Here is a 24,977-nt window from a genome sequence, read left to right as displayed (position 1 = left end):
AGGCTTCGTTTCCCCGACGCCTCCTCTTCCCTTATGATTCATATACTGTAAACTGCGGTTTACTCGGATGATCTTTAACTAGCGCATCATCTGGAAACTTTGAAACTTTTTGATATAAGGCAATGTCACCCATGCAACCTGCTGTTAGTAGAATTCCTAAAAATGAGATTAATGGCATATTCGTAGCTAACCCAATTACAATTGGCAAAATTCCAGTCGGTAAAAACGGAAGCATTAACACCTTCTTCATTTGCTTTACTGTAATCGCCTGTTTAGAATGAGCATATGCAACACCCAATTTCCAATTGACACCCCATTTTAACTCACTCCACGGAACGCCTCCGATATAACGAAATCCTATTAAATGTATCGCTTCATGAATACAAACAAGAACAATCATTCCAATAATTAAAAGAAACATAACAGGCAATGTAAAGTCAAATTGAACCCCGCCTGAAAGAAATGCATGCAAAAAACTAATTCCAAATGCCAAAACAAATATTATAAGAAATGCATAGACATTTAATTTAACCATCGAAATAGTAACAATCGTTTCTTTTCTTTTATCCATCTTCCCCCTCCTAAAATGTAAATATATCTTTACAAAAATTGTATAATATACCCAAAATAATGTAAAGATATATTTACATTTTTACACACAAAAAAAGAAACCGGCCACTTTACTTCGTAAAACAGCCGATTTCTTCTATATGTTTCATCGTACGCGCCAATACATCGTCGCGCATTATAAAGCTAAATTTTCTATCCGTTTTAATGTTGTCAGGAATGTCTGTTAATAAAACAGATCCTTTCGTTTCTTCGTAATGCGTATGTTCTTCTACCGCACTAATTGTTGCAAAATAAATGTTTTTAATGATTATTTTGTCTTTTCCAGATACTTTATATTGTCCTAAGTAAGTTAAATCAGAAACTATGCCACCGGTTTCTTCATGAACCTCTCGAACTGCCGCTTCTTCCGGTGTTTCCCCGAGTTCTACTTTACCACCTGGAAATTCAAGACCGCGACGTAAATGATGCGTTAATAACCATTGATCCCCGTACCGGCATACAACCCAAACATGCTTTGGCTCAGGAGAAAATGGATAACGTTCAAACGATAATTGTACAGTGTTGTGGTAATAATCTTTAAATTTGTACATGCCATTACTCCCCTATTGATGGTTACAAGTTTTTCCTACCACAAATTGTAGCATATTCTCGCTTTTCTGCATAATATTATCCAATTATAATCCATTGATTATTCCCATTTGTGCGACTAATTCTTTCGTCTCATGATTTCCTAAATCGTAAATCATTTTATATGCTTTTTGTAGTTGTTCATCATATCGGTCATTATTTGAATCATGATGATACTCAACAAATGGAACGTGGGAGCGTACAAATGAACCTAAATCCTCTACATACGCTTGATCAAAGTACTCTCTTAACTCCGTAATTTCCTCTTCATTTGCGGAAATCTCAAAATTATACGTATCCGCTGTCTTCACTTGTGAAATTTGACCGTTTGCTATTGATATATAATATGTTTTTTTCTGCTCCATGTAACACCCTTCTTTCATCCTTTTTATTTCTATTGTTTTCATCAATTACAAAATTATGTAAAATAAAGAAAAGGAGGGGTTCCATGTTTAAAATATTAATTATCGGTATTATAATCGTCCTAGTCATATTAGTACTCTCCGTCATGACGATTAATAAAGGCTACGCTTATAAACATTCCGTCGATAAACTAGAAGATAATCCTTATACAAAAAATAATAAGGAGAATTCATAATATGTTTCGTATACTTCGCATCGGAATCGCGCTCACTGTAATTATTATGTCAGCAATCGGACTCTATACGGGGCAAAATACCTTTCTCCCCCTTTCACAATTTCTATTAGGAGCTTTAATGTTTCTCATTGCTATTGAACAAATAAAGAAAAAGGATTCCGGAACAGGAGTTATTTGTATTGTTGCTGGAGCTTTCATTTGGATTGTTTTCATCAGTAGCTATATAAAATAACAGGGGGAATATATATGCTAAAAGGATTACAGATTACTTTTGCACTCATTGCATTGTGCATAACAATATATGGATATTTTACTGATAATAGAGAAATGATGCCTTACATGTTCATTTTCTTAGGATTAATGGCTTTCACTATAGGACTAGGAGAAATAAAACAAGACAGAAAATCTAGTGGTATATTTGCTTTCATAGCTGGAGCTGGTGCTTTATTTCTTAGCTTCTCAGAAATATTCCGATAAATAATCTATTTAAGGGGGAATTACATGCTAATTGGATTACGGATTGTTTTAGGACTTTTCACGCTTCTCATACTCTCTCTTTGCACTTATATCCAGATTACCGATCATTCCTCACTTCTCCCATAAGTACAATTTATTCTCAGTTGTTTCTTTATTATTGTCAGAATTAACGAAATTATATCCGGACGAAAATCAATGAGCATTCCGTTTTTTTTCGTCTCTATTCTTACACTCTTCGTTCTCATATCAAACTACCTTCGCTACGTATAGAATGAAATCTTGAGCAATTTCGCATTTACAAGCACGTAATAAAATAGGGATTATTTTTTATCAACTTTTGTCGGTAAGTCGATATCCAGTGTCGAAACGTCGATATATAAAAAAAATCGTTTATATATTTCAAGTTACAGTCGATATATTCGAAAAATCGTTTATATAATTTCATTTATTATCATGCCACAAAAAAAACTGCCCTTTCACAGGCAGTCTCACTTTATCCAAACACTTTCTCAAGTTCATCTTTATCTTGGCTTAACCAGAAGTTCATTAAGCGTTTTGCTCCTTCTAAATCGTGAAGCTTCGCTTGACCACATTGTGTTTCATTTGCAGCTGGAATTTCTGTAATTTGAACCGCATCTTTTAATGTTAATTCTAATAAATCAATAATTTCTCGAACTGTCGGTGTTCCGCTTACTACAAGGTAGTATCCTGTTTGGCAGCCCATCGGTGAAATATCGATAATATCAAAATGCGGATAACGATCAATATATTTACGTAAATTAAATGCTAATAAATGTTCTAACGTATGAATAACATCTGGTTTCATTGCTTGTTTATTCGGTTGGCAAAAACGAATATCAAATTTATTTACAATACCGTCACTACCTACATTGTGAACTCCGCAATGTCTTACATAAGGTGCCTTTACAATCGTATGATCTAATTCAAAGCTTTCTACTGATGGCATACAACATCTCTCCCGCTTTTAATTTAATTCCGTTATATCCAATATGATATAACGGAAATGCACATTAGTAAAGTATTATGTACAGTCGTGCTATAATACTTTAAGAATATGCCGAAAAGGAGACCATTATGAAACAGATTTTTATTGGAATTATACGCTTTTATCAAAAGTTCATTTCTCCAATGACACCGCCAACTTGCCGTTTCTATCCAACTTGTTCTCATTACGGATTAGAGGCGTTTCAAAAGCATGGCGCATTCAAAGGCTTTTGGCTTACTTGTAAGCGTATATTAAAATGTCACCCTTTCCACCCAGGAGGATTTGATCCTGTCCCAGATAAAAAGGATGACAAAGTAAATTCTTAATTGTCGTAACCATTCACAACTAAATCTAATTTTCCTGTATCAGGATCGATAACAAGACCGTGAACAGGTACTTCTTCCGGAAGTAATGGGTGGTTGCGAAGTACTGATACGCTATGTTCTACACTTTCTTCTACACTAGAGAAACCGCGCAAGAATTGTTCTAAATCGATTCCAGAATAACGAAGCATATCTAATTTCTCTTCTGTTATACCTCGCTCTTTCATTTTCTCAATTGTACTGCTCGCTTGAATCTTTGCCATACCACAATCATGGTGACCAACTACACATACTTCATCAGCGCCAAGTTCATATACAGCGACTAAAATACTACGCATAATACTTCCAAACGGATGTGAAATAACAGCACCTGCTACTTTAATAATTTTCACATCGCCGTTACGCATATTCATCGCTTTCGGCAATAGTTCAACAAGTCTTGTATCCATACAAGAAATAATTACCATCTTTTTGTTTGGAAATTTCCCCGCTACAAACTCTTCATACTTTTTCTCTTCAACAAATTTCTCATTGTATTGCAAAATCTCTTCTAATGACTTCATAGTAAAGGGCCCTCTTTTCTCTCGTTTACACTACATAAATAGTGTACCAAAATATGAAAAACTCAAAAAGGATATCGCTTTATAGTAAAAATAAGATATTTTCAGATAATCGACATAATTCTTTCAAAATATACACACAGCTTTGTAACAAGTCTCACATACTATAATCCTATTTTCACTATAAACTAATTGTAGATAATGTAAAAAAGGAGTGAATATTTATTATGTCCGACGTTCTGTTACTGAGTCGTTTTCAATTTGCAATTACTATTTTTTATCACTTTTTATTTGTACCTTTGACAATCGGACTTGTCATTTTAGTAGCATGTATGGAAACTCAATACGCCCGCACATTGAATCCAACATACCGCAAAATGGCAAATTTCTGGGGTAAATTATTTACAATTAACTTCGTAATGGGGATTATAACCGGAATTACGATGGAATTCCAATTTGGAACAAACTGGTCTGAGTACTCCAAATATATGGGAGATATTTTCGGATCCCCTCTCGCAATCGAAGCACTCGTTGCCTTCTTCTTAGAATCTACTTTCATGGGAATATGGTTATTCGGTAAAGACAAAATCTCACCAAAGTTCCGTGCCTTCTGTATGTGGATGGTTGCACTTGGAACAAATATTTCCGCCCTTTGGATTATTACAGCAAACGGCTTTATGCAAAACCCAGTTGGCTACGTCGTGCGTAACGGCCGCGCTGAATTAAATGATTTCTGGGCACTCGTTACAAATCCATATGCATGGAATATGTTCTTCCATACTGTAGTTGGTTGTTATATTGTTGGTGCTTTCTTCGTTATGGCAATTAGTGCCTATCACTTATTACGTAAAAATGAAGTTGAATTCTTCAAAAAATCATTTAAGTTTGGTTTACTGTTAGGCTTATTCGCCGCAACAATTACACCGTTTATAGGACATCAATCTGGTGTATCAGCAGCTAAATATCAACCAGCTAAAGGTGCTGCGATGGAAGCTGTTTGGGAAACTGGGAAAGGACAAGGCTTCTCGATTGTTCAAATTCCTGATGTAAAAAATGAAAAGAACCTTGAATTCCTTACGATTCCAAAGTTAGGAAGTTTCTTCTATACAAATTCATTTGATGGCGAAATTGTTGGTTTAAAAGATATTCCGAAAGAAGATCGTCCAAATGTTAACCTTGTGTACTATAGCTTCCGCTTAATGGTTGCACTTGGTATGTTCTTTATGGCATTAACTTGGTACGGTTTCTACTTAAACCGAAAAGGAAAACTGGAAAACTCAAAACGTTACTTAAAAATTACAATATGGTCTGTTTTACTACCATATATCGCAATTAACGCTGGTTGGATTGTTGCCGAAGTAGGTCGTCAACCATGGACAGTTTATAAACTAATGCGTACAGCAGAATCTGTATCACCTATATCTGTCCCACAAATTTGGTTCTCTTTAATTAGTTTAATCTTGTTCTACACTTTACTTTTAATCGCAGACGTATATTTAATGCTGAAGTTCGCAAAAAAAGGACCAGCAGCATTAGAAGAACCTGCTACTAAGGGAGGCGTGGCTCATGTCTCATGATATGCTTGCAATCATCTGGTTTGGTCTATGGGGCGTGATTTGGACAGTTTACTTCATTCTTGATGGGTATGCACTTGGTAACGGAATGATTTTTCCTTTTGTTACGAAAGATCGACAAGAACGAAATCAATTACAAGAAGCAATTGGCCCGTTCTGGGGCGGTAATGAAGTGTGGTTAATTACAGCTGGTGGTGCAACATTTGCTGCCTTCCCAGTCACTTATGCAAATATGTTTAGTTATTTATATACACCGTTATTCTTAGTATTACTTGCACTATTTGCTCGGGCTGCTGGACTGGAATTCATGCATAAAGATGATTCACCAATTTGGCAAAAAACTTGTAAATGGGCATTTGCAATTGGTAGTTTCTTAATTGCTTTCCTATTCGGTGTTACATTTGCTAATCTTTATTACGGACTGCAAATCGGAAAAAATGGCTATGAAGGAAATTTACTTAGCTTACTAAATCATTACGGTATTTTAGGAGGGTTGTTCTTCACTGCTATATTCGTCGTATCCGGTGCCCTTTGGGTTATGATTAAAACGACTGGTGAAGTATCCGACCGTGCTTATAAAATCGCAAGACCATTTTCAATGGCAGCTGCTATCATTTTAGCTATTTTCTATGTAGCAACTGCAAATCGTACAAATTTATTCCAAAACTTCACAGAGTACCCGGTACTATTCATTCTTCCAGTACTTGCAATGTTAATGAGTGTACTCGCACTTATTATGGTGTACAAACATAAAATCGGCCTTGCATTCACATTCGTTTGCTTAACAATCGCAATGTTTATGACAACTGGTTTTGCAGGTATGTTCCCAAGAATGTTACCATCACGTATTAACGACGCATACAGCACAACGTTATATAACGCAGCTGGTAGTCAATTAAACTTAAAAATTATGTTCTTCGTTGCAATGGTTATGGTACCAATTGTTATTGGATATCAACTTTGGAGTTACAGTATCTTTAAAAATAAAATTCATAAAGACTCTGCTAAAGGGTACCACTAAAATGAAAAAAGACACTTCCTTTGAAGTGTCTTTTTTATACGTATGATTTTCGATAGGATGTTATATTTCTAATCTAACAACTATAATACAGAAGAATCATTAACAGCTCACAGTTAGATTGTAGCACAGAGCAAGTTCATCATTTTATGCAACTTTGCATATTTCTCTATAAAGTAAACTGTATTCCTTGATCATTCACGTCGCTATCCCCTACATCCGCTGTACTAATACCACTAAATGTTTGTACTTTCATTCCTGTATTCGATGATCCCGACCCGTTATAAGCTTTCGTTTTTTCAATCGGTTGCACGTTATATTTATCCCCTAAATTAATCGTTCCATTGCAGTTTTCAATAATAACCCCTTCCACAACTGACGGCATTTTGTCACCTACTTTCATTTCCTTACTTTCATTTTATGAAAAGCGCCTAAAAAAATAGCATGTTTCCATAAGAAAAAAGCACTCAAACTGAGTGCTTTTTTCTTATTTACCTTTTTTCTTTTTCTCACAAGCAATTCCATCGCCATCACGGTCTAAATGCTTACCATAATACGGGCTATCTCTTGTAATGTCATAATATCCCGCATCGTTTGCTTCTTTACAGTTAGCAAAACGTTTCGGATCTGGTTTCACTTCCGGTTTTACTTCCGGTTTCGGTTGTGGCTGTGGTTGTTTTGCTCCTGGTCTTTCTTCAAGTGGTAACGTTGCATTATATAAGAACTGAACATATTGCTCACGACTTACATGCATTTTAGGTGCGAATGTACCGTCACCAGTTCCAGCTGTAATATAATTTGATTTAATTGCAGTAATCGCAGGATTCGCCCATCCATTTCTATCTACATCCGGGAAATTATGATCCCCTCTAATTTGCAATTGAAATCCTCTTGTCAAAATTTGTGCCATTTCTTCACGAGTTAACGCATCTTTCGGTCTGAATTTCCCTGTGTTATCTCCAACGAATACGCCCATCTCTGTTAAAGCAAGAATCTCTTTTTTAAACATAGTTGAACGATCCGTAACATCTTTATATGGATTGTTATACTGTTCTTTTACTGTCGGTTTTAAATGGCGGAACATAAGAGCTGCAACTTGCTCACGCGTTACATTATCACCAAATCCAAAAATCCCATTTCCGTATCCAGCAACAACGTTTTTATTTGCTAAATCCATAATTGCTTTATAAGACCAATGATTGTTTGGAACATCTTTAAAACCTGCGCTTGCCCCCGCTGTTCCAATTGAAGTAAATGCTGTAGTTGCAACAAGTGCACCTGTTAAAATTAATTTTTTAAATCTCATACTTAAGTCTCCTTCTCTTTCCATAATAACCATTTAACAATATAACAATTTATTCAAATGTATTTTGTCATATTCTGTCGAACACAAAAAAGAATCCTGCAGGATTCTTTTTTGTTAAGCATGAATGGCAATTTTGGAGACAGTTGACTTCTTCAAAAATTTATTAGGGGTAATATTTTGAAAAAGAAAGCCTTTCATATGTAGGTTAACACTACTGGAATATATAGTAAATTGATAATATTTATACGGAAGATTGCTAATGTTTAGTATAGATACTTTCCACTATATCAACAGTGAAAAGTATCTACATGAAACAACAAAAAAGGCGCCTTCAAAGAAGGCACCTTCCATAAACAGACACTATAAAACAGAATTATTTATTGTTATACGATTGTTAGATACAAAAAGTAGAGGGAAATGTTTGTATTACATTCTGTTTTATAAAGTATGTCTACCACTTATATTTTAATCCTCTTCACTTGAAAATAAATCTAATATGCATAATTACATACAAAAAAAGAAAAGACACTCCATAGAGTGCCCCTTCAACCATTTTACTTTTAATATATCGCTTTACATACATTGTAACATATGTATCCATATATTTTATTGAGAAAATTCAAAATCCTTTTTCTTTCATTTTCAATTATAAAATCATGTAATATAAAAGGTATGTCAAATTCTTATACAAATTGAGGTGTACTATATTTATGTATTTCGGAATTATTCCCCTTATATTGTTTATTATTTTTCTTATCTCTTACTTAAAGGATCCGCGAAAAATAATAAATGGGTTTTTATTTAATGCCTTTATCTGTTCATTTCTATTATTTTGCGCTATAGCCTCATATGAGTCTGGTAGTAATTCTTTACATTTTATCGTTATTATTCCGATGTTAGCGCTCATTGTAATGATACCTTTTGCTATAGTCGCTTTAATGTTTGGGCTATTTCTTAATGCAAAAATTTTAATGCAACGTGAAGGAAGACGCTTCACAAACTCTTTAACTTTAATTGCTGCTTTAGGGATTTTATTCTTTATAATGCTCCCTATTATAAATCCAGCAAGTTTATTCTCAGAGCATTTTCAATTTATTTTTGCTGCTATATCTCTTATAACTATGTATTTCTTTATACACTTATCTAACTTCTTAAGCGCGTATTTTTTATACCAATTCAACAGACCAAGACGTAATCAAGATTTCATTATCGTTCTTGGTAGCGGATTAATTAATGATAAAGTACCACCTTTACTTGCAAGTCGTATTCATAAAGCAATCGACTTTTACTGGAAACAAGCCGCTGTAAATACGCCACCAACAATTATTTTCTCTGGTGGACAAGGTCCAGATGAAGGCCTTCCAGAGGCAGAAGCGATGCAAAAGTACGCTGTTGAAAAAGGAATTCCGCTTGAACATACAGTGCAAGAAAATCGCTCTGTAAACACATATCAAAATATGTTGTTCTCTAAAGAAATTATGGATTCTTTAAAGCCTGAAGGTAAGTATAATAGTATCTTTACAACGAACAACTTCCACCTATTCCGCGCTGGTATATATGCAAGACAAGCAGGTCTTAATAGCCAAGGAATCGGATCAAAAACTGCATTTTATTACTGGCCTAATGCAATGATTCGTGAATATGTCGCAATTGTTGTGATGGGACGTAAGCGCCATATGAAAATATGTGGAACTATTTTAGGCTTCGCTTTATTCCTATCCGTGCTTAGTTTTATCATTTCTTAATAGCATCCCATCCTTTGAAAGGATGGGATTTCTTATACTCATTTCAAAAATATTTTAAAGTTAATATGGTCATAATATTCCCTGCATACATCCATTAAAGGAGAATTTTTTCAAATTAAATGTTAAAATAAAATTTAGGTGTGAATGATGTAACAAACAAGAAACTAGTTTGAAACGAGGAAATTACATGGAGAAAATTATGAAAAACAAGCCCAATAAGCTTAAAATCGCTTCAAAAGCTTTGATGATTATTATTGGGGCATTTATCACAGCGTACGGATTAGAAGCAGTATTAATTCCAAATAACGTATCAGACGGTGGTGTGACTGGTTTAAGTATCGTTAGTTCGAGATTATTTGGATTGCCATTAGGAGCTCTAATCGCAATTATTAACATTCCTTTCGTTTGGTTAGGATATAAGCAAATTGGTAAAAGCTTTGCGATTTATTCCATTATCGGGATTGCTTCATTAGCAATAGGTACCGTTGTCATGCACGGAATACCAGCTATTATTGAAGGCGATACATTATTAGTTACAGTTGTTGGTGGTATTATCATCGGTTTTGGTATGGGACTAGCATTACGTAACGGCGGGGCATTAGATGGAATCGATATGCTAGCTGTATTGCTTTCTCGTAAGTTACCATTCGGAACGAGTGACCTTATTTTATTCTTAAACATGTTCGTATTTATTTTCGTATCAACCGTATTCGGCCTTCAAGGAGCTATCCTTTCGGCAATTGCTTACTTTATTGCTTCGAAAGTGATTCATATCGTTGAAGTTGGTTTAAGTGGTTCGAAAGCATTTAAAATCATTACGAAAGAGCCTGAATTGATGGTAGAAACAATTCGTGATCGTTTAGGCCGAAGTGCAACATATAACGAAGTATACGGCGGTTATTCTAGAGAGAAATTCAAAGAAATTTCTTGTGTAATTAACCGTTTAGAAGAAAGTAAAATGAAAGAACTTATTAATGAAATCGATCCACACGCCTTTATTACAGTTTATGACGTAGCAGAAGTAAAAGGCGGTAACTTTAAGAAACGTGATATTCATTAATCATTATGAAAGAAGAGGGTGTGCCAATATGCTGGCACACCCTCTTCTGTTATTGTTGTCAGTTTTTGTCGGTAAGTCGATATATTTTAATAATCGCTGATATAATTTTACTCTCCCCATCTTCTTCCTCTCTTAATCCATGCTACATATTTTTGAAAGGCGGGCACTTCTTGTTGAAAGCGTAGCGGAACATATAGAAAAAGGGTACATGTACATAGTATCCATAGAATACCTACTACAAAGTGAAATTTCATCGTTGTACTAATGAATAAACTTAAGAATAATACGAGGAACATAATTACACTAAATCTTTTATACATAGTCATACTATCCCCCCCTTATAACTTAATTGTACCAGCTAAAAGGAATTGATTTCCATAAAAAAACCGAAAAGCAAATTTCACTTTTCGGTCTCTACACTATCTTCTCTTCGTAATCTTTCCTGAACCTCCGACCCTCGTTTTCGGGGGAGATGTATTCCTTGGCGGCGTTTTAATAGATGATTTTGGCTTCACATCTGATCCGCTTGAACCACCTGGATTTTTCGTAATTTTCCCTTTGCTTCCAGTAGAAGGCGGAGGCGTGCTGTTTCCTTTTTTCGTAATACTTCCTGTATCTCCTACAGAAGATTTCGAATCTACATTATCGCCTCGCTTAATGATAGATCCTTTCCCTTCCTTCGTAATTGGAGGCGGGGTTTTCTTTTCTTCTTTCGTAGGCGGTCTCTCTGGAATAACTGGTTTATGATTTTGTCTGTCATTATATCCGCGATAATCACCGTACGATGATTTTCGTGAACCGAATATATCATTTAATATACTACCCATAATATATCCTTGCAGGAAGGACGGTTGGTAATTTTGACGGACAAACTCTTTATTACTTATTTCAATTAACGTATCAGATGGCTTCTCTTTATCCTTTTGCAGATTATAAATCTTATCAGAATAAACGAGGAACATTTGATTTTCGTCTTCTTTAGATGCTTGCTTCGGTTCTCTTTCATTCATGAGTTCCTTCGCGACTTCAGGAACTGACCGATTGGCGGCCCTATACACGTAAGATTCTTGTTTACCTTCCTTTGCGACAGATTCAAGCGGATAACGGTCTTGAATCGACTTTGTCTGCCCGCCCTGACAACCTGATAAGGCATATCCAGCAACAACAAGTAATGTAACGATAGCAAGTATAGGGATCACGAACGATTTAATCATGGTAAACAATCGGTTTGACATGATTACGCCCCCTTACTTTGCTCTTATAATTTGTACATCAGCAGGAATAATTGCTTCTCCCTCATACATCATTGTGCGACCATTTTGCCATTCAATACGCAATAATTTTCGATTATCTGATTGGAACTCCCATACATACTGTTCTTCTGAAGCTGAGAATGGTGTTTTTCCCATCACAACAACCCGTCCGTTATATTGCTCTTCCATATGGTACTCTGTATCATCCATTTCAATTGTCGTTGGAATTTCATCAATTGAATCTAAACGACCATCAATTGGTGTATACAATTTGTAATACGTATTTTCACGGTCTTCAATTTTTAAATAACGAATATCTTTCCCGTCTTGCAGTGTTAAAACAATTTCTTTACGAGAATGCATACTCGTTTTCCCAATTAATTCATACATGACTAATGAAACTTCAACCATATCGCCAGGAGCTAACGTTAACAAACTTTTCTCTGGTTTCGGTGGTTCTGGGCTTTTCATTATATTTTTAATTCGTTTAAATAAACTCATGATCTACCCCTCCTTCTCTCTTTATAAACACGCACCTAAAATAAGTGCACCAACAATATGTAATGATCCGGCCAACATCGCATGAGCAACACTGCCTTCTTTCGTACCTTCTTCTAAATCTAAACCAGCCATTTTCTTTAACACAAATTCGATAAACATTTCTACCACTAATAAAATAACGAAAGAAACTGCTGATGCAAGTAGCGCTTGCCATAAGTCATTTGCTTTCGTTATCGATTGAGATAAAATGTACCCTTGCGCAAATAATTTCATAACGAAACGAGTTGTTACTGCTGTATTCCCATTTTTTATTTCTTTTAAATCATTGTATTTAGTAAAAATTGAATCAACCCACATAATTGCAAATAAAAGTATTGCACTCGCTCCAGTCCATACAAGCATCGCTAATACATTTGTCCATGTCATTGCAAAACCTCCTCTAAATATAAAGTGAAACTTTAATCAGTGGGGAGGTGTTCATTCCCCGCTGATTATTAGTTGAACCAATCGGGCATTTACGGGCAGTAGATCTCCCCCCACCTCTCTGCTTTCACAAAAAGTAAAGGTGGGAGTCTTACTGCCCGTTAATGCGGGGTAATAGAAAACCGACATGAATTTATTTAGACATGTCGGTTCATTTGTCTCTATTCTATATTATTTCTCATACTGCTTCATAATACGAGCTAATTCATCGTCAACAGCAGAATTTTTGTTTAAGCTTGCGAATTCATCATCTAATGATTTCTCTTTTTTATACACTTCACCGCTCGCTTCTGCTTCAGCCTCTAATTGAAGAGCTTTCTCTTCCATACGGCTTAAACCAGCTTTTGCTGAGTTTGAATCAAATCCAGACATCGCCTGATTAATATTCTTTTGTGCTTTCGCCGCATTTACACGTGCTACAAGTGTTTCACGTTTATTTTTTAGCTCAGTTAATTGCTTACGCATTTCTTCTAGCTTCAGGCGCAGATTATCAGCAGCAACTTTGTTTTGCTCATAGCTTGCTTTATACTCATTCATCTTTTGCTCTGCATTTTGTTTTTCTTCTAATGCACGACGCGCAAGATCTAAGTTGTTAGCTTGAACAGCCATATGAGCTTGCTCTTCACGTTTTTTCACAAGCGCTTCTTGCTCTTCAAATAAGATTTTGAATTTCTTCTCAAGTGCAATTTGAGCTGCTACACTTTTCTCAGCTTCTTGTACATCCGCTTGCATATCGCGTAAATATTGATCCGTCATCTTAACTGGGTCTTCCGCTTTTTCAATTAATGAATATACATTCGACATTGTTAAATCTCTTAATCGTTTAAATACAGACATCTAAATTCCTCCTATAATATACCTCATATTTCAAATTCACTACTTGGAAAACTGAAAAATCTTCCTTAACAGTAAAGAATATTCATTTTTACAGCCTACGTGTTTATTATAACAAAACTAATATGTCCTTACATGTTATTTCCAAAATACATCCATTATAATATGACATTCCATATAAAACATTGTATTCCTAATATATTCTCATTAATCCTTGTGAGAATTAACTTATTTTTATGCAATTTCACTAAATTACATTATTGTAATGTTACTGTAAGCTAACTCGATAGTTACGTTGCAATATTTCTTATACACTAATACCAGAAGCAACGAACAAGCTTCTCATCATTTCAGAACTAATACAAAAATGTATTAACTATAAAACATATAAAAGGAGAAATTCATCATGAAAAAATTAGTAGGAATCGGATTAGCAGCAGCAATTTCATTCGGAGCATTATCAGGTTGTTCTTTATTAGGAGATAAAGCAAACGGTTTTGTACTGTACGGATCAGAAGAACAAATTCAACAAATTACAGATAAGAACAAAAAAGAAGTGAAAGAAAAAGACTTCTATAAAATGAAAATGACAACATTAGAAGGTAAAAAAGTTCTTGTCATGGATAAGAAAACTGGTGAAGAACTGGTGAAGAAAGAATTACTTAACAAAGTGGATGCAAAAGACGACACGAAACCACTTGATAAATTACCAGCTGTAACAGCAGAGCAAGGTGTATTATTTGCTAAAGAAAAAGTAGAAAATGCTACACTTGATGGAGCAAAATTAAAATATGAAGGCAACACAATTATCGGAAGTGGCCGTGCATATGCCGACATGTTCGCAATTGTTGATGATGCAACTTACGGAAATGTAAAAGGTGAAGAAAAATCTGTAGGTGTATTAAAATTCGATAAAGATCCAAGTAAAGAGTTCCCTGGAAAGAATGGTGTAGAATCATCACAACTTGTAAAAATTAAGAAGTAAAACAAAACAGCTTCACGAAATGAAGTGCACCCCAATTGTTAGACACATAATTAACAATTGGAGGTGCATTTTTCCCTAAGGATTGGAATAGAGTCCAGGTAGTTGATTCTATTAAAGAAGCATATACCAATCGTGTTCAAATCGCTCTAAATAATACGTAGGGCAAACTTCTTCTAGATTTAAGGTTGAGATGATTATTGAAAATGGAGAAATTACCACTGCTTATCCAAAATATACGAGAAGATAGTGAGGTTGTATTAATGAATTATTCACATGAATTTTGGCGTGACCCATTTGGTGGACTAAGAATTCGTTTACCAAAAGAAATTGCTATTGTATCTGACTTTATAGAAAACCTAGATGAAGATGAAGCAGATGAATATATAGAAGTTTTAGACCATGTCGTAGAGGGAAAGTACCCTAGTTATGAACTAGAATACAATGCTGCTGCTGTATTTATTGAACCTAAATATACAAGCGCGATTAATTATTACATTAGCCCACCAAATAATCAATGTAAATTAGAAACTTCAGAATTTAGGAGATTACTTTTGCTTTGGAGAAATAAAGTGATGACAGAAGGCCGAGATATTGAAGTAGATTAAAAAGACTGTCTGTAATGAAGTGCCCTCCAATTGTTAGACACATAATTAAATGGCTAAATTTTCTTCAAAGGATAAAATACAAGCAGTAAATGGAACAATTTAAGCAAGAACTAGAAACTTATATTTATTACTACAATCACAAAAGAATTAAAGCAAAACTAAAAGGATTGCCCCCTGTGCAATACAGAGTTCAATCCTTAGTAGCTAGCTGCTTAATATATTTGTCTAACTTTTTGGGTTCAATTCAAATTCGAAAAGCTTTTTTCTATTTATGAGCAATTTGCTCCATATCCGGACTACAAGTATTCGACTGACATGACTTATTTAAAGAACATGCCGCGCATTTTCCTTTTTTACTTCTCTTTACAAAATTAACTAACGTGTATGCTGCATAACCAAAAATGATAGCTCCAATTATAATATTGACCATCATCACAATACATCTCCTTCTAGAATCCGAGTAGGGATCCAACTTGGTATATAATGAGCGTTAATACATAAGCAACTACGAGTGGATACACGACTGAGAAAATCGTCCATTTCGCTGATCCTGTTTCACGTTTAATAACAGCTACCGTCGCTAAACACGGAACATATAATAAAATAAAGAACATAAATGCATAAGCTGATAATGCTGTATAATGTGCTCCCATTACATTTCCAAGCACATCTTCTTTCACTGCATAAATAATGGCCATTGTAGAAACGACAACTTCCTTCGCTAAAAATCCTGTTAAAAGGGAAGCTGCAGCTTGCCACGTTCCAAAACCAAGCGGTGCAAATAGTGGTGCGATAAATCCACCAATCATTGCTAAGAAACTGTCTCCCATATCAACACCAAATCCTGATGGACCTGCATAATTTAATAGCCAAATGACAACAGAACCACCAAAGATAAATGTACCTGCTTTACGAACAAATCCCTTCCCTTTCTCCCACGTACTTAGCCATAACGTTTTCGCTTGTGGCACGCGGTAAGGCGGTAGTTCAATAACGAAAATAGATTTTTCCGCTTTCAAAATGGTAAGAGACATAATTTTTGTAACAAGTAATGCCAGAACAATACCTGCTACATATAAAGAAAATACAACAGTTGCCTGACTTTGAGGGAAGAATACTCCCGCAAATAATGCATATACAGGTAAACGTGCCGAACAAGACATAAACGGTGTTACAAGAACTGTAAGTAAACGTTCTTTTTCTTGTTCAATCGTTCTCGCTGCCATAATACCTGGAACATTACATCCAAAACCGATAATCATCGGAATGAACGCTTTTCCGTTTAAACCAAAGAACTCCATAATTCGATCCATAACAACTGCAATTCGCGCCATATATCCTGAGTCTTCTAATAATGAAATGAAAAAGAATAGTGCAAAGATTTGTGGAACGAATACTAATACAGCACCAACACCAGCAATAATACCTTCTGTAACGAGTGCTTGAATAAAATCAGAAGCTCCAACACTTGTAAGCCCAGCTGTCACCCAATCTGTAAGCTGTCCACCAAAAAACTCATCTAACATATCGGATAAAGGTGTCCCAATCCACGTAAACGTAACCTGAAAAATAAAAAACATAACTGCTAAAAAGATTGGAAGTCCTAAAATTTTATGTGTAATTAATCTATCAATTTTTTCTGAAAAAGGAATTTTTCCTTCTTTCTCATGCTTCATAACATTTGTTTTTAACTTTTCAATATACGCTTCACGAGTTTTGTAAATGTGCTCTTCTAACGTACAATCAAGTTTTCCTTCTAAGCGAGATCGAATGGCTATGAGTTCCTTATAAATTGGTAATGCTTTCATTTCTTTTTCTACTACTTCGTTATTACTTAAAAATTGAAGTGCTAACCATCTCGGATGCTCGTAATTCGCTTTCTCTAAAAGAGAAATTACTTCTCCAATTCCTTCATCCATTTGTACACCATATGAAATATGGAATGGCTTTTTCTCTTTTTTGGCATTTTCTTTAAGAGTCGCAAGCAGTTCTTCACAGCCTTTTCCACTTCTTGCAACGACAGGAACGACTGTCACACCTAATAGTTCTGATAATCGTTTTACATCAATGACAATTCCTCTTTGCTTCGCCACATCAATCATATTTAAACCAATTGAAACAGGCTTACCAAATTCAAGTAATTGCAACGTTAAATGCATATTTCGTTCAAACTGCGAAGAATCTACAATATTTAACATATGCTGAAATTCTTCTGTTAATAGAAAGTTTGTTACAACACCTTCATCACGCGAAACTGGATTTAAATCATACACACCTGGTAAATCAATTAATGTTCCTTGCTTATCTTTTAATTTACCAACCTTCTTTTCTACTGTTACACCGCTCCAGTTTCCTACATACTCATAAGAACCAGTAAGTGCATTAAATAATGATGTTTTCCCTGTATTCGGATTCCCTAGCAAAGCTACCTTATTCACGCTAATTCCACCTTTATCATTTTCGCGTCACAATGACGAATACTAATTAACTGTCCACGACACTCCAATGTACAAGGACCTTTGAACATCGCTTTCTGTTTCAGGCGAAGTTCGCTTCCTTCAGCAAGACCGAAAGCAGCTAGTCTACGCTTTAATAGCTGATCTAAAGACTGAATACTTTTTACTAACACTTTCTCTCCAATTTTAATATCTACTAAGCTCATAACCTTCCCCCTCAGAAGAGAATGATAATTATTTTCAAAAAAATTATACCACACCCAATTTCTCTTGTACTATACCCTTTTGCTTCATATTTATTAACATTTCGCTACAATTCTATTTCAATTATTGTCATACTGTATTCGTTTGCCATTCTCATCCATTTCGCTTACAATAAACAATAGCAAATAAAGAATCTCGTTATCACTGGGGGAGCCATGCCGCTGAGAGGGAACACTTCGTTCCGACCCTTCGAACCTGTTAGTTAATGCTAACGCAGGGATTGTGCAAACGTCCGAAATACATACCTCTTTTTTATTTACGTATTTCGTATCCTCCTATGATATCTATTCTTTTTTGTACAACTTGGATTTAGGGGGAGACAACATGCGTAACACCAATTTACAAGCGATGATCGAATCTGCTATTCTTGCAGCCTTCGCCATGATCATCGATATTTTACCATTATCAATTAAACTTCCAACAGGCGGTTCCATTTCATTTGCTATGATTCCTATTTTTATTATTGCTTACCGCTGGGGCTTTAAATCAGCTTTCTTAGGTGGTTTAGTTTGGGGACTATTACAAATTGTTGTGGGAGATGCTTACATTTTAACACCTGTTCAAGCATTCATTGAGTACTTCATTGCCTTTGCTTTTATCGGATTTGCTGGCTTATTCTATCGTCCAATTCAAAAAGCACTTTTAACTTCTAATGAAAATAACTTAGAACAATCAAGTTTAGGTAGCCGTAAAGACAAACCTTCATCAAAACAAAACGAAGGAAAGAAAGTCCTTGCTTATATTATCCTTGCTACATTTATCGGTAGCTTTGCCCGCTACTTCTGTCACTTTATTGTCGGTATCATTTTCTGGGGACAATATGCACCGAAAGGTCAATCAGCTGTGCTATATTCATTAATCGTAAATGGTAGTACAATGATTGGTTCCTATATTCTATGTACCGTTTTACTTATATTTTTATTCCTTACTTCACCACGCTTATTCAAGAGCATCAATGCTTATCAAATAAATGCAAACAAAAAGGGCGCTTAATGAGCGCTCTTTTTTCATATCGTAATATCAATTAAAAATACAATAAATGCGCAAAGAAAAATAAATACTACCATACCTAGTAAATTGCTATTCACGGCTAATCTACTCCTTACATAACCTCATTTTCTAACCAGATTATATCTCTTAAAAATAAAGATTAGGTAAAGATAATATGAAAATAAATAAAAAAAGCGTAGCATGCATCATCTACGCTTTTTTCAATAAGTAGAAATAAAATAATACACCATCTTCTGTATTCTTTACTCCATATTCAGCATCATGTAGTTCTAAAATATTCTTTGAAATGGCAAGCCCAAGACCTGTTCCACCTTGCGAACGCTGACGAGCTGCATCCACGCGATAAAAACGATCCCAAATTTTATCTAATTGCTTTTCTTCAATGTGAGTACCTTTATTTTCAATACATACTTTTATACGATTTTTTTCATCTATTGTAGAAATAATAATCTCTTCTTTATTTGGTGTGTAACGTATCGCATTTGTAATGAAGTTCACAATGACTTGTTCAATCCGTCCTTGATTTGCGACTACTTCAAATGGACCTATATGTTTATGAACACGAAGTTCTTTTTTCTCTATTTCTACAGAAAGGTGTTCACATATCTCTTCAATTACAGCATCAATATAAAATGGATCCTTTTTCATTTTATATGTACCTGACTCAAATTTAGCTAACTCAAGCATATCCAAAATTAATGTATCCATTTTGTCTACTTCTCTCTCCATCGCTTGAAAATAATACTCTTTTTTATGCTCAGCTACCCCGTCTTTTAAAATAGAAATACAGCTTTTCATAATACTCAGCGGTGTTTTTAATTCATGCGAAACACCAGAAATAAATTCTTTCCGCGTCTTTTCTAACTTTCTTTCCTTTTCAATATCTTCTTCTAACTGTCCAATATGCGAATTGAGTTTATTCGATAGCACATTAATATTTTTCGATAAATCTCCAATTTCATCTTTTGAAGTAATCGGTATTTTTTCTGTAAAATCTAATTGTGCTATTTTCTTCGTCGTATCATTTATTTTTAATAACGGTTTGGCAATTTGTTTTGAGTAATAGAACGAAGCTAAAAAAATAAGAACGACTACAAATGCAATGATATAGATGTAATAATCTTGCACCATTTGTACAGCTTCATCTACGGGCTGTAAAGAAGCCATCGCATAAATATATGTTACTGATCCGTCTTTTTCTTTTATTGGTTTCATTAATAATTTATATTTAATATCATTTTTTTCATAGTCCATTGTTTGTGTTGTATATCGTATTTTATTGCTTTCTTTTAATAATAAATCGGTTTGAAAACCCTTAATATTATCTAAAAATATGCTATTTTTATAAATTGGATTCACAGGACCGTTTATATCTGGTAACTGTACTTTTGTAACACGTCCTCCTATGTAAACGCCTAATTCCTGAGCAGCTTCTTCCTGAACAGCTGGTTTCTTTTCCTTAGCAAGTTGCTCCCCAGCCGCTCTCTTTTTCTCCTCATCTAATTTTATTTTCTCCTGAAATGCTTTTTCTAACGGTTTATTAGATCCGCTTAAATTCTGCTTAGATAAAGAAAAAGAGAATGGAATAAAACTATCTTCTTTTCTCACTCCAGAAAAATAAATTTCTTGTCCTAAAAACTGCTCTGATAATTTATTATCAATTTCCTCTATATTGACGAGATTACCTAAGGGAATTTTGAATATTTGTTGTCCAAAGCTCTTTTGTTGCCTACGATCTATTGTTACTTCAAAATAAAAATCATCTGCGTGTTTTAAATTCCCGTTCTTATCTAATGTCGTAATCCACGTATTATTTTCTCTTAAAAAGTCTTGCTCAAGTTTCTGAATTCCTTCTACGTTTCCTGTGTAGTTTAAATAATTCTTCTCAAAGGAATTTAAATTTACTTTAATATCTTCCACTTTTCGATTCGCATAATATTGTTTAAAAAATATCGTTTGTCCAATAAATATCGTCGCTAAAATCAACATACATAATGCTGTTGTAAGAGTAAATAATTTTAGTACAATTCCTTTTCTCATACATTTCCCTCAAATTTATAACCAGTTCGTACTACAGTTGTAATGTACTTTGCTTTCTCTCCTAATTTATTTCTTAAATTACGAATATGACTATTAACCGTTCGATCATCGCCAGCAAATTCATATCCCCAAATTCTTGAAATGAGTTGCTCTCGCGTTAAAACGATTCCTTGATTTTTCATGAAATACACCAATATTTCAAACTCCGTATGCGTTAAACTAACATCTGCCTCATCAACAGTAACAGTACGCGACGGAAAATGGACATGGATGCCATGAATCGATAACGTATCATCTTCGTTCTCTAAAGGTTTCTTCGATGCTTTTCTACTTTCTAATAATCGTTTCGCTCTTGCTAATAAAATTGGAGGACTATACGGCTTCGTCACATAGTCATCTGCTCCAAGTTCAAAACCAAGTAACGTATCGTCTTCATCTACACGTGCCGTCAGCATAATAATAGGCACCTCGGGCGTCTTCCTAATCCTTCGGCAAACAGACCATCCATCGAGTTCTGGCAACATAATATCTAAAATAACTAAATCAACCTCTTCTTCTTCAAATACAACTAAAGCCTCTTTCCCGTCCCTCGCTTCAAACACTACATATTGTTCACTTAAAAAATAATCTTTTAATATTTCACGTAATATGTCTTCATCTTCAACAATTAAAATGTTTTTTGACATAACTTATATATCCCCCTCTCGCTTTCAGAAACTATAATTTCACTTTGAATAACTGCCAGTTAACTTCGCCTCTATAATATATCTATCTGGTGCATCCCCTATATAATCAAATGGGTAACAAGTTGTCAGTGTTAATATCGGTTCTTCTTTTTTTATAATAACAGTACGATCATCCGCATGAGTAATCCATGTTTTTTGAATTTCATATGTGTAAGTTTTATTATCATACTCTAAAATAAGAGTGTCTCTTTCTTTTAACTCTCCTAAATCTGTAAAGACAGTATCTCGATGTCCACTTAGTACAGTATGTCCCCCTCCAGATGGTGTTGTCGTTACGTCACTAACGAACATTCCAACCCCTTTTTTCAGCGTTGCATCATCTGCTCCCCAATATATAGAAAACTTCTTTTTTATTTTCGGTATATGTAACATCGCTACCTTTTCTCCTTCTTTATGCTCTGTTTGAGAAGAAGGCACTTGAGAAGTTACGGGTGTTTCATGTGAAAGTTGATTATGTTGTATATTGTTAAGACTCTTTATTTCTTCTTCTGTCAGTTGCTGAGCAGAGCTTTTTCCTTTATACCATTCTATAGCGTAATATGATCCCATAAATAGCCCTATAGCCATCAATATGATACCGATATAATTGAGTAACTTCATGTTTCATCCCTCCATGCCAAAAATGGTAGGAATAACCTACCATTTTTAATATATGAAATTATTCCATTCTTTATAGGAGAATATTTTATTTACGCCTTAACTTTATTGCGACGATTCAAACCAAATAATGTCCCTAGCCCTACAAGGCATGCGCTTAGTGCCATCATTGCTACATTATTAGAAGCTGTGTTTGGTAATTTTTCACCTTGTACAACTGGCTTTGCTACTTCTTTTTTTGCTACATCATTTTTTTGCTGTTCCTTAATTGCGGCTTCTTTTTTTGCCATATCACTTTTTAACTGTTCTTGCGCTATTCTCTTTTTCTCTTCTTCACTTTTTTTCTCAGCTTTTATTGCTTCCTCTTTTTTAGCCATATCATTTTTTTCTTGTACTTGTGCCGCTTGCTTTTTCTCCGCATCACTCTTTTGCTGTATCTTAATCGCTTCTTCTTTTTTAGCTTTATCTTGCTGCTGTTGCGTTGCTTCTTCCTTCGTTACTGTTCCAGTATCCGCACTTGCTACTGAAGAATATCCTACTGTTAAAAGTGCTATTGCACAGATCGGTAATAGTTTCTTTTTCATTTTATTTCTCTCCTTTTATACGTTTTACATCACTTCGCATCGGATGTATCACTAGAATAAACAAGAGATATAAATATAAGATGCAGATAAAATATATTTCATTTAAAGATTTCATTGTAGAAAAATAAAAAAACATCGCAATATATACGATGTTTTTTCGGGTGTGTGTCTCAATATTTACATGTTACTTTCGCGTGATTTAGAAGTAGAATGGGCCGGAGCGATAACTAATTGTCTCGGCTCAGTTTTCTTTAAGTGATTTTTGACGTTACACTTACGACGTTGAACAACCCACGCTTTAATAGGGTTTGTCAAAATAATTTTTTGCGCTTCGTTAGGGGCCTCTTCTTCCAACCTACAACTTTCGCTCCATTTATTCCATTTCATTGTAAATTTAGAAGAAGAATGATCGTCTTCTCGATCAAACAAGTGCAAAAAATCCATCTCGCCAGCTAGCATTACGGTGTTGCTAGTTGCTAACAAAGAAAAGGTCGTCCAACGTTTCTCCATGCCCTCCTACTCCTTTTTCACATATAGAGTGCCTAAAACTGAATTTACCTAAAATATGCTTGCCTTTTACCTTACACCCATAGTTTATCCAAAACACTACTATGCAACTATCGATTTCCCTTACAACTACCTTACATTTTTGTAAGAAACAAAAAACCTTCACTATGCCTATGTGAAGGTCTCTCATTTCTTATCTATATGATCTTTCACATCATCAATTCCAGCTTCTTGTAGCTGCGACATCATACCATGGGAAATTGCGCCTAATACTAAAGTCATTCCAATTAGTGAAATCCGAATTGCTGGTACATCAATTATATAAGCCAACAATCCAAGAACAATTGTTAAAAGTAATGCTTTTATAAATGTTACAGTTGTGTACTGTTTCTTCTTCATTATAATCACCCTTTATGGAAGCGTTTTCTTAATGTAATTAGTATATCATATCATCAGATGATTTTGTCGGTATTTTGTAAAAAATTACTATCTCCTTTGACTTTTTCCTTTCTATCCTTTACAGTCGAAATGTTCACAAGTTTTACACTGTAGGAGGACTCCAATGAATATTGAAATAAAAAACACTTTAATTTCTGAAGAACAATTACAAGAAAAAGTAAAAGAACTAGCACTTCAAATCGAACGTGATTTTGAGGGAGAAGAAATCGTAGTAATCGCTGTATTAAAAGGATCTTTCGTATTCGCTGCTGATTTAATTCGTCACATTAAAAACGATGTAACAATCGACTTTATTTCTGCATCTAGCTACGGAAATCAAACAGAAACAACTGGAAAAGTAAAACTATTAAAAGATATCGATGTAAACATTACTGGAAAAAACGTAATTGTCGTAGAAGACATTATCGATTCTGGTTTAACACTTCACTTCTTAAAAGATCACTTCTTTATGCATAAACCAAAAGCATTAAAATTCTGTACGCTACTTGATAAACCTGAGCGTCGTAAAGTGGACTTAAAAGCTGAATATGTTGGCTTCCAAATTCCAGACGAATTTATCGTTGGCTACGGCATCGACTGCGCAGAAAAATATCGTAACTTACCATTTATTGCTTCGGTTGTAACGGAATAATCGTATAACTTAAAAAATCAATAGTACATGAAATTTATATCGGCGATTTTCAAAATATATCGATGATGTATAAAAGTATGTGTAAACATTTTTAGGCAAAAAATAAGGCAAAGTACCCCCTAGGTTTATCCAGAACCTAAAATGAAAGGAGACTTTG

33 protein-coding genes, 1 pseudogene and 1 riboswitch are annotated in these 24,977 nt (G+C 34.7%); of the genes and pseudogenes, 13 read left to right on the top strand and 21 right to left on the bottom strand.

Annotated features, from left to right (window positions below; all coding sequences use genetic code 11):
• Positions 1-31: 31 nt before the first annotated feature.
• The 3 genes from ACTFSI_RS20530 to ACTFSI_RS20520 all read right to left on the bottom strand — a co-directional run bounded on the left by ACTFSI_RS20530 (position 32) and on the right by ACTFSI_RS20520 (position 1,562).
• Positions 32-571: a DUF3267 domain-containing protein gene (locus ACTFSI_RS20530; protein ID WP_000361272.1), complete on the bottom strand. Its 540-nt coding sequence runs from the start codon at positions 569-571 to the stop codon at positions 32-34.
• A gap of 109 nt (positions 572-680) precedes the next feature.
• Positions 681-1,160 (bottom strand): antimutator 8-oxo-(dGTP/GTP)ase, encoded by a 480-nt coding sequence (gene mutTA, locus ACTFSI_RS20525; protein WP_000276386.1) that lies wholly within the window; start codon positions 1,158-1,160, stop codon positions 681-683.
• A gap of 84 nt (positions 1,161-1,244) precedes the next feature.
• Positions 1,245-1,562, bottom strand: coding sequence for a hypothetical protein (locus ACTFSI_RS20520; RefSeq protein WP_000435819.1), 318 nt, complete (start codon positions 1,560-1,562; stop codon positions 1,245-1,247).
• Between the two features lie 83 nt (positions 1,563-1,645).
• Between ACTFSI_RS20520 and ytzI the strand changes: the two genes are divergently transcribed.
• The 3 genes from ytzI to ACTFSI_RS20505 are packed head-to-tail and all read left to right on the top strand — an operon-like array spanning position 1,646 to position 2,272.
• On the top strand, positions 1,646-1,795 hold the full coding sequence (gene ytzI / locus ACTFSI_RS20515) for a YtzI protein (RefSeq protein WP_000472798.1): 150 nt from the start codon (positions 1,646-1,648) through the stop codon (positions 1,793-1,795).
• Position 1,796: 1 nt separating this feature from the next.
• On the top strand, positions 1,797-2,027 hold the full coding sequence (locus ACTFSI_RS20510; protein ID WP_000488457.1) for a DUF3953 domain-containing protein: 231 nt from the start codon (positions 1,797-1,799) through the stop codon (positions 2,025-2,027).
• Between the two features lie 14 nt (positions 2,028-2,041).
• Entirely contained in the window at positions 2,042-2,272 is a 231-nt protein-coding gene (locus tag ACTFSI_RS20505; RefSeq protein WP_000911963.1) for a YczI family protein, read from the top strand.
• Positions 2,273-2,765: 493 nt separating this feature from the next.
• Here the strand turns inward: ACTFSI_RS20505 and luxS are convergent, their stop codons facing one another.
• Positions 2,766-3,239, bottom strand: coding sequence for an S-ribosylhomocysteine lyase LuxS (gene luxS / locus ACTFSI_RS20500; RefSeq protein ID WP_001141369.1), 474 nt, complete (start codon positions 3,237-3,239; stop codon positions 2,766-2,768).
• Between the two features lie 128 nt (positions 3,240-3,367).
• Here luxS and yidD point away from each other — a divergent pair, with 128 nt between their 5' ends.
• Positions 3,368-3,604 carry a membrane protein insertion efficiency factor YidD gene (yidD, locus tag ACTFSI_RS20495; RefSeq protein WP_000809330.1) on the top strand — a complete coding sequence of 79 codons (237 nt, stop codon included), beginning with the start codon at positions 3,368-3,370 and terminating at the stop codon, positions 3,602-3,604.
• Here yidD and ACTFSI_RS20490 read toward each other — a convergent pair.
• Entirely contained in the window at positions 3,601-4,164 is a 564-nt protein-coding gene (locus ACTFSI_RS20490; protein ID WP_000838159.1) for a beta-class carbonic anhydrase, read from the bottom strand. The genes yidD and ACTFSI_RS20490 overlap by 4 nt on opposite strands.
• A gap of 224 nt (positions 4,165-4,388) precedes the next feature.
• Here ACTFSI_RS20490 and cydA point away from each other — a divergent pair, with 224 nt between their 5' ends.
• Both cydA and cydB read left to right on the top strand, forming a co-directional pair.
• The gene (gene cydA / locus ACTFSI_RS20485; protein ID WP_138320900.1) at positions 4,389-5,738 is read left to right on the top strand and encodes a cytochrome ubiquinol oxidase subunit I; all 1,350 of its coding nucleotides are present in this window, start codon (positions 4,389-4,391) and stop codon (positions 5,736-5,738) included.
• Entirely contained in the window at positions 5,728-6,756 is a 1,029-nt protein-coding gene (gene cydB, locus ACTFSI_RS20480) for a cytochrome d ubiquinol oxidase subunit II (RefSeq protein ID WP_000017662.1), read from the top strand. Before cydA ends, cydB begins: the two co-directional genes overlap by 11 nt.
• A gap of 166 nt (positions 6,757-6,922) precedes the next feature.
• Here the strand turns inward: cydB and ACTFSI_RS20475 are convergent, their stop codons facing one another.
• The gene (locus ACTFSI_RS20475) at positions 6,923-7,156 is read right to left on the bottom strand and encodes a spore germination protein (RefSeq protein WP_011040784.1); all 234 of its coding nucleotides are present in this window, start codon (positions 7,154-7,156) and stop codon (positions 6,923-6,925) included.
• Positions 7,157-7,240: 84 nt separating this feature from the next.
• Entirely contained in the window at positions 7,241-8,059 is an 819-nt protein-coding gene (locus ACTFSI_RS20470; protein WP_001211244.1) for an S-layer homology domain-containing protein, read from the bottom strand.
• Positions 8,060-8,769: 710 nt separating this feature from the next.
• Here ACTFSI_RS20470 and ACTFSI_RS20465 point away from each other — a divergent pair.
• Positions 8,770-9,804, top strand: coding sequence for a YdcF family protein (locus ACTFSI_RS20465; RefSeq protein ID WP_000273523.1), 1,035 nt, complete (start codon positions 8,770-8,772; stop codon positions 9,802-9,804).
• Between the two features lie 187 nt (positions 9,805-9,991).
• A complete protein-coding gene (locus ACTFSI_RS20460; protein WP_000411467.1) occupies positions 9,992-10,864 on the top strand; it encodes a YitT family protein in 873 nt (290 codons plus the stop codon).
• Between the two features lie 107 nt (positions 10,865-10,971).
• On the opposite strand, the gene ACTFSI_RS20455 is transcribed toward ACTFSI_RS20460, so the two are convergent.
• The 5 genes from ACTFSI_RS20455 to ACTFSI_RS20435 form a co-directional block, all read right to left on the bottom strand.
• A complete protein-coding gene (locus ACTFSI_RS20455; protein ID WP_000180096.1) occupies positions 10,972-11,190 on the bottom strand; it encodes a hypothetical protein in 219 nt (72 codons plus the stop codon).
• Between the two features lie 93 nt (positions 11,191-11,283).
• Positions 11,284-12,099 (bottom strand): DUF4247 domain-containing protein, encoded by an 816-nt coding sequence (locus tag ACTFSI_RS20450; RefSeq protein WP_000071210.1) that lies wholly within the window; start codon positions 12,097-12,099, stop codon positions 11,284-11,286.
• A gap of 12 nt (positions 12,100-12,111) precedes the next feature.
• Positions 12,112-12,618, bottom strand: coding sequence for a DUF4178 domain-containing protein (locus ACTFSI_RS20445; RefSeq protein ID WP_440045605.1), 507 nt, complete (start codon positions 12,616-12,618; stop codon positions 12,112-12,114).
• A 21-nt stretch (positions 12,619-12,639) separates the two neighbouring features.
• Complete coding sequence (locus tag ACTFSI_RS20440) at positions 12,640-13,044, bottom strand: DUF350 domain-containing protein (protein WP_000220319.1); 405 nt, start codon at positions 13,042-13,044, stop codon at positions 12,640-12,642.
• A gap of 228 nt (positions 13,045-13,272) precedes the next feature.
• Entirely contained in the window at positions 13,273-13,938 is a 666-nt protein-coding gene (locus ACTFSI_RS20435) for a PspA/IM30 family protein (RefSeq protein WP_000110282.1), read from the bottom strand.
• A gap of 403 nt (positions 13,939-14,341) precedes the next feature.
• Here ACTFSI_RS20435 and ACTFSI_RS20430 point away from each other — a divergent pair, with 403 nt between their 5' ends.
• From ACTFSI_RS20430 to ACTFSI_RS20420, 3 genes and pseudogenes are all read left to right on the top strand, one after another.
• Positions 14,342-14,920: a lipoprotein BA_5634 family protein gene (locus tag ACTFSI_RS20430; protein WP_000737463.1), complete on the top strand. Its 579-nt coding sequence runs from the start codon at positions 14,342-14,344 to the stop codon at positions 14,918-14,920.
• A 203-nt stretch (positions 14,921-15,123) separates the two neighbouring features.
• Positions 15,124-15,525, top strand: a complete 402-nt coding sequence (locus tag ACTFSI_RS20425; protein WP_000413492.1) for a hypothetical protein — start codon at positions 15,124-15,126, stop codon at positions 15,523-15,525.
• Between the two features lie 89 nt (positions 15,526-15,614).
• Positions 15,615-15,734, top strand: a pseudogene (locus tag ACTFSI_RS20420) (IS3 family transposase); the annotation flags it as partial.
• Between the two features lie 56 nt (positions 15,735-15,790).
• On the opposite strand, the gene ACTFSI_RS20415 reads toward ACTFSI_RS20420, so the two are convergent.
• The 3 genes from ACTFSI_RS20415 to ACTFSI_RS20405 are packed head-to-tail and all read right to left on the bottom strand — an operon-like array spanning position 15,791 to position 18,187.
• Positions 15,791-15,958 (bottom strand): FeoB-associated Cys-rich membrane protein, encoded by a 168-nt coding sequence (locus tag ACTFSI_RS20415; RefSeq protein WP_000989595.1) that lies wholly within the window; start codon positions 15,956-15,958, stop codon positions 15,791-15,793.
• A 16-nt stretch (positions 15,959-15,974) separates the two neighbouring features.
• Positions 15,975-17,963: a ferrous iron transport protein B gene (gene feoB, locus ACTFSI_RS20410; RefSeq protein WP_138320898.1), complete on the bottom strand. Its 1,989-nt coding sequence runs from the start codon at positions 17,961-17,963 to the stop codon at positions 15,975-15,977.
• A complete protein-coding gene (locus tag ACTFSI_RS20405) occupies positions 17,960-18,187 on the bottom strand; it encodes a FeoA family protein (protein WP_000060512.1) in 228 nt (75 codons plus the stop codon). The genes feoB and ACTFSI_RS20405 overlap by 4 nt, the downstream gene beginning before the upstream one ends.
• Before the next feature lie 194 nt (positions 18,188-18,381).
• Positions 18,382-18,483, top strand: a riboswitch (TPP riboswitch).
• A gap of 86 nt (positions 18,484-18,569) precedes the next feature.
• On the opposite strand from ACTFSI_RS20405, the gene thiT reads away from it, so the two are divergent.
• The gene (gene thiT, locus ACTFSI_RS20400; RefSeq protein ID WP_440045604.1) at positions 18,570-19,238 is read left to right on the top strand and encodes an energy-coupled thiamine transporter ThiT; all 669 of its coding nucleotides are present in this window, start codon (positions 18,570-18,572) and stop codon (positions 19,236-19,238) included.
• Between the two features lie 207 nt (positions 19,239-19,445).
• On the opposite strand, the gene ACTFSI_RS20395 is transcribed toward thiT, so the two are convergent.
• The 6 genes from ACTFSI_RS20395 to ACTFSI_RS20370 form a co-directional block, all read right to left on the bottom strand.
• Complete coding sequence (locus tag ACTFSI_RS20395; RefSeq protein ID WP_138320896.1) at positions 19,446-21,296, bottom strand: sensor histidine kinase; 1,851 nt, start codon at positions 21,294-21,296, stop codon at positions 19,446-19,448.
• A complete protein-coding gene (locus ACTFSI_RS20390) occupies positions 21,293-21,982 on the bottom strand; it encodes a response regulator transcription factor (RefSeq protein ID WP_440045603.1) in 690 nt (229 codons plus the stop codon). Before ACTFSI_RS20390 ends, ACTFSI_RS20395 begins: the two co-directional genes overlap by 4 nt.
• Positions 21,983-22,021: 39 nt before the next feature.
• Positions 22,022-22,642, bottom strand: coding sequence for a class D sortase (locus ACTFSI_RS20385; protein WP_044793610.1), 621 nt, complete (start codon positions 22,640-22,642; stop codon positions 22,022-22,024).
• An 89-nt stretch (positions 22,643-22,731) separates the two neighbouring features.
• Positions 22,732-23,223 (bottom strand): LPXTG cell wall anchor domain-containing protein, encoded by a 492-nt coding sequence (locus ACTFSI_RS20380; RefSeq protein WP_138320894.1) that lies wholly within the window; start codon positions 23,221-23,223, stop codon positions 22,732-22,734.
• Between the two features lie 177 nt (positions 23,224-23,400).
• Positions 23,401-23,733, bottom strand: a complete 333-nt coding sequence (locus tag ACTFSI_RS20375; RefSeq protein WP_138320892.1) for a hypothetical protein — start codon at positions 23,731-23,733, stop codon at positions 23,401-23,403.
• Positions 23,734-23,916: 183 nt separating this feature from the next.
• Entirely contained in the window at positions 23,917-24,132 is a 216-nt protein-coding gene (locus tag ACTFSI_RS20370; RefSeq protein ID WP_138322590.1) for a hypothetical protein, read from the bottom strand.
• A 160-nt stretch (positions 24,133-24,292) separates the two neighbouring features.
• Here ACTFSI_RS20370 and hpt point away from each other — a divergent pair, with 160 nt between their 5' ends.
• Positions 24,293-24,820, top strand: a complete 528-nt coding sequence (gene hpt / locus ACTFSI_RS20365) for a hypoxanthine phosphoribosyltransferase (RefSeq protein ID WP_001019312.1) — start codon at positions 24,293-24,295, stop codon at positions 24,818-24,820.
• Positions 24,821-24,977: the final 157 nt, after the last annotated feature.

This window comes from Bacillus cereus group sp. MYBK101-2, assembly GCF_051918845.1.
GTDB lineage: Bacteria > Bacillota > Bacilli > Bacillales > Bacillaceae_G > Bacillus_A > Bacillus_A paranthracis.
This window is presented reverse-complemented; position numbering and strand designations above follow the sequence as displayed.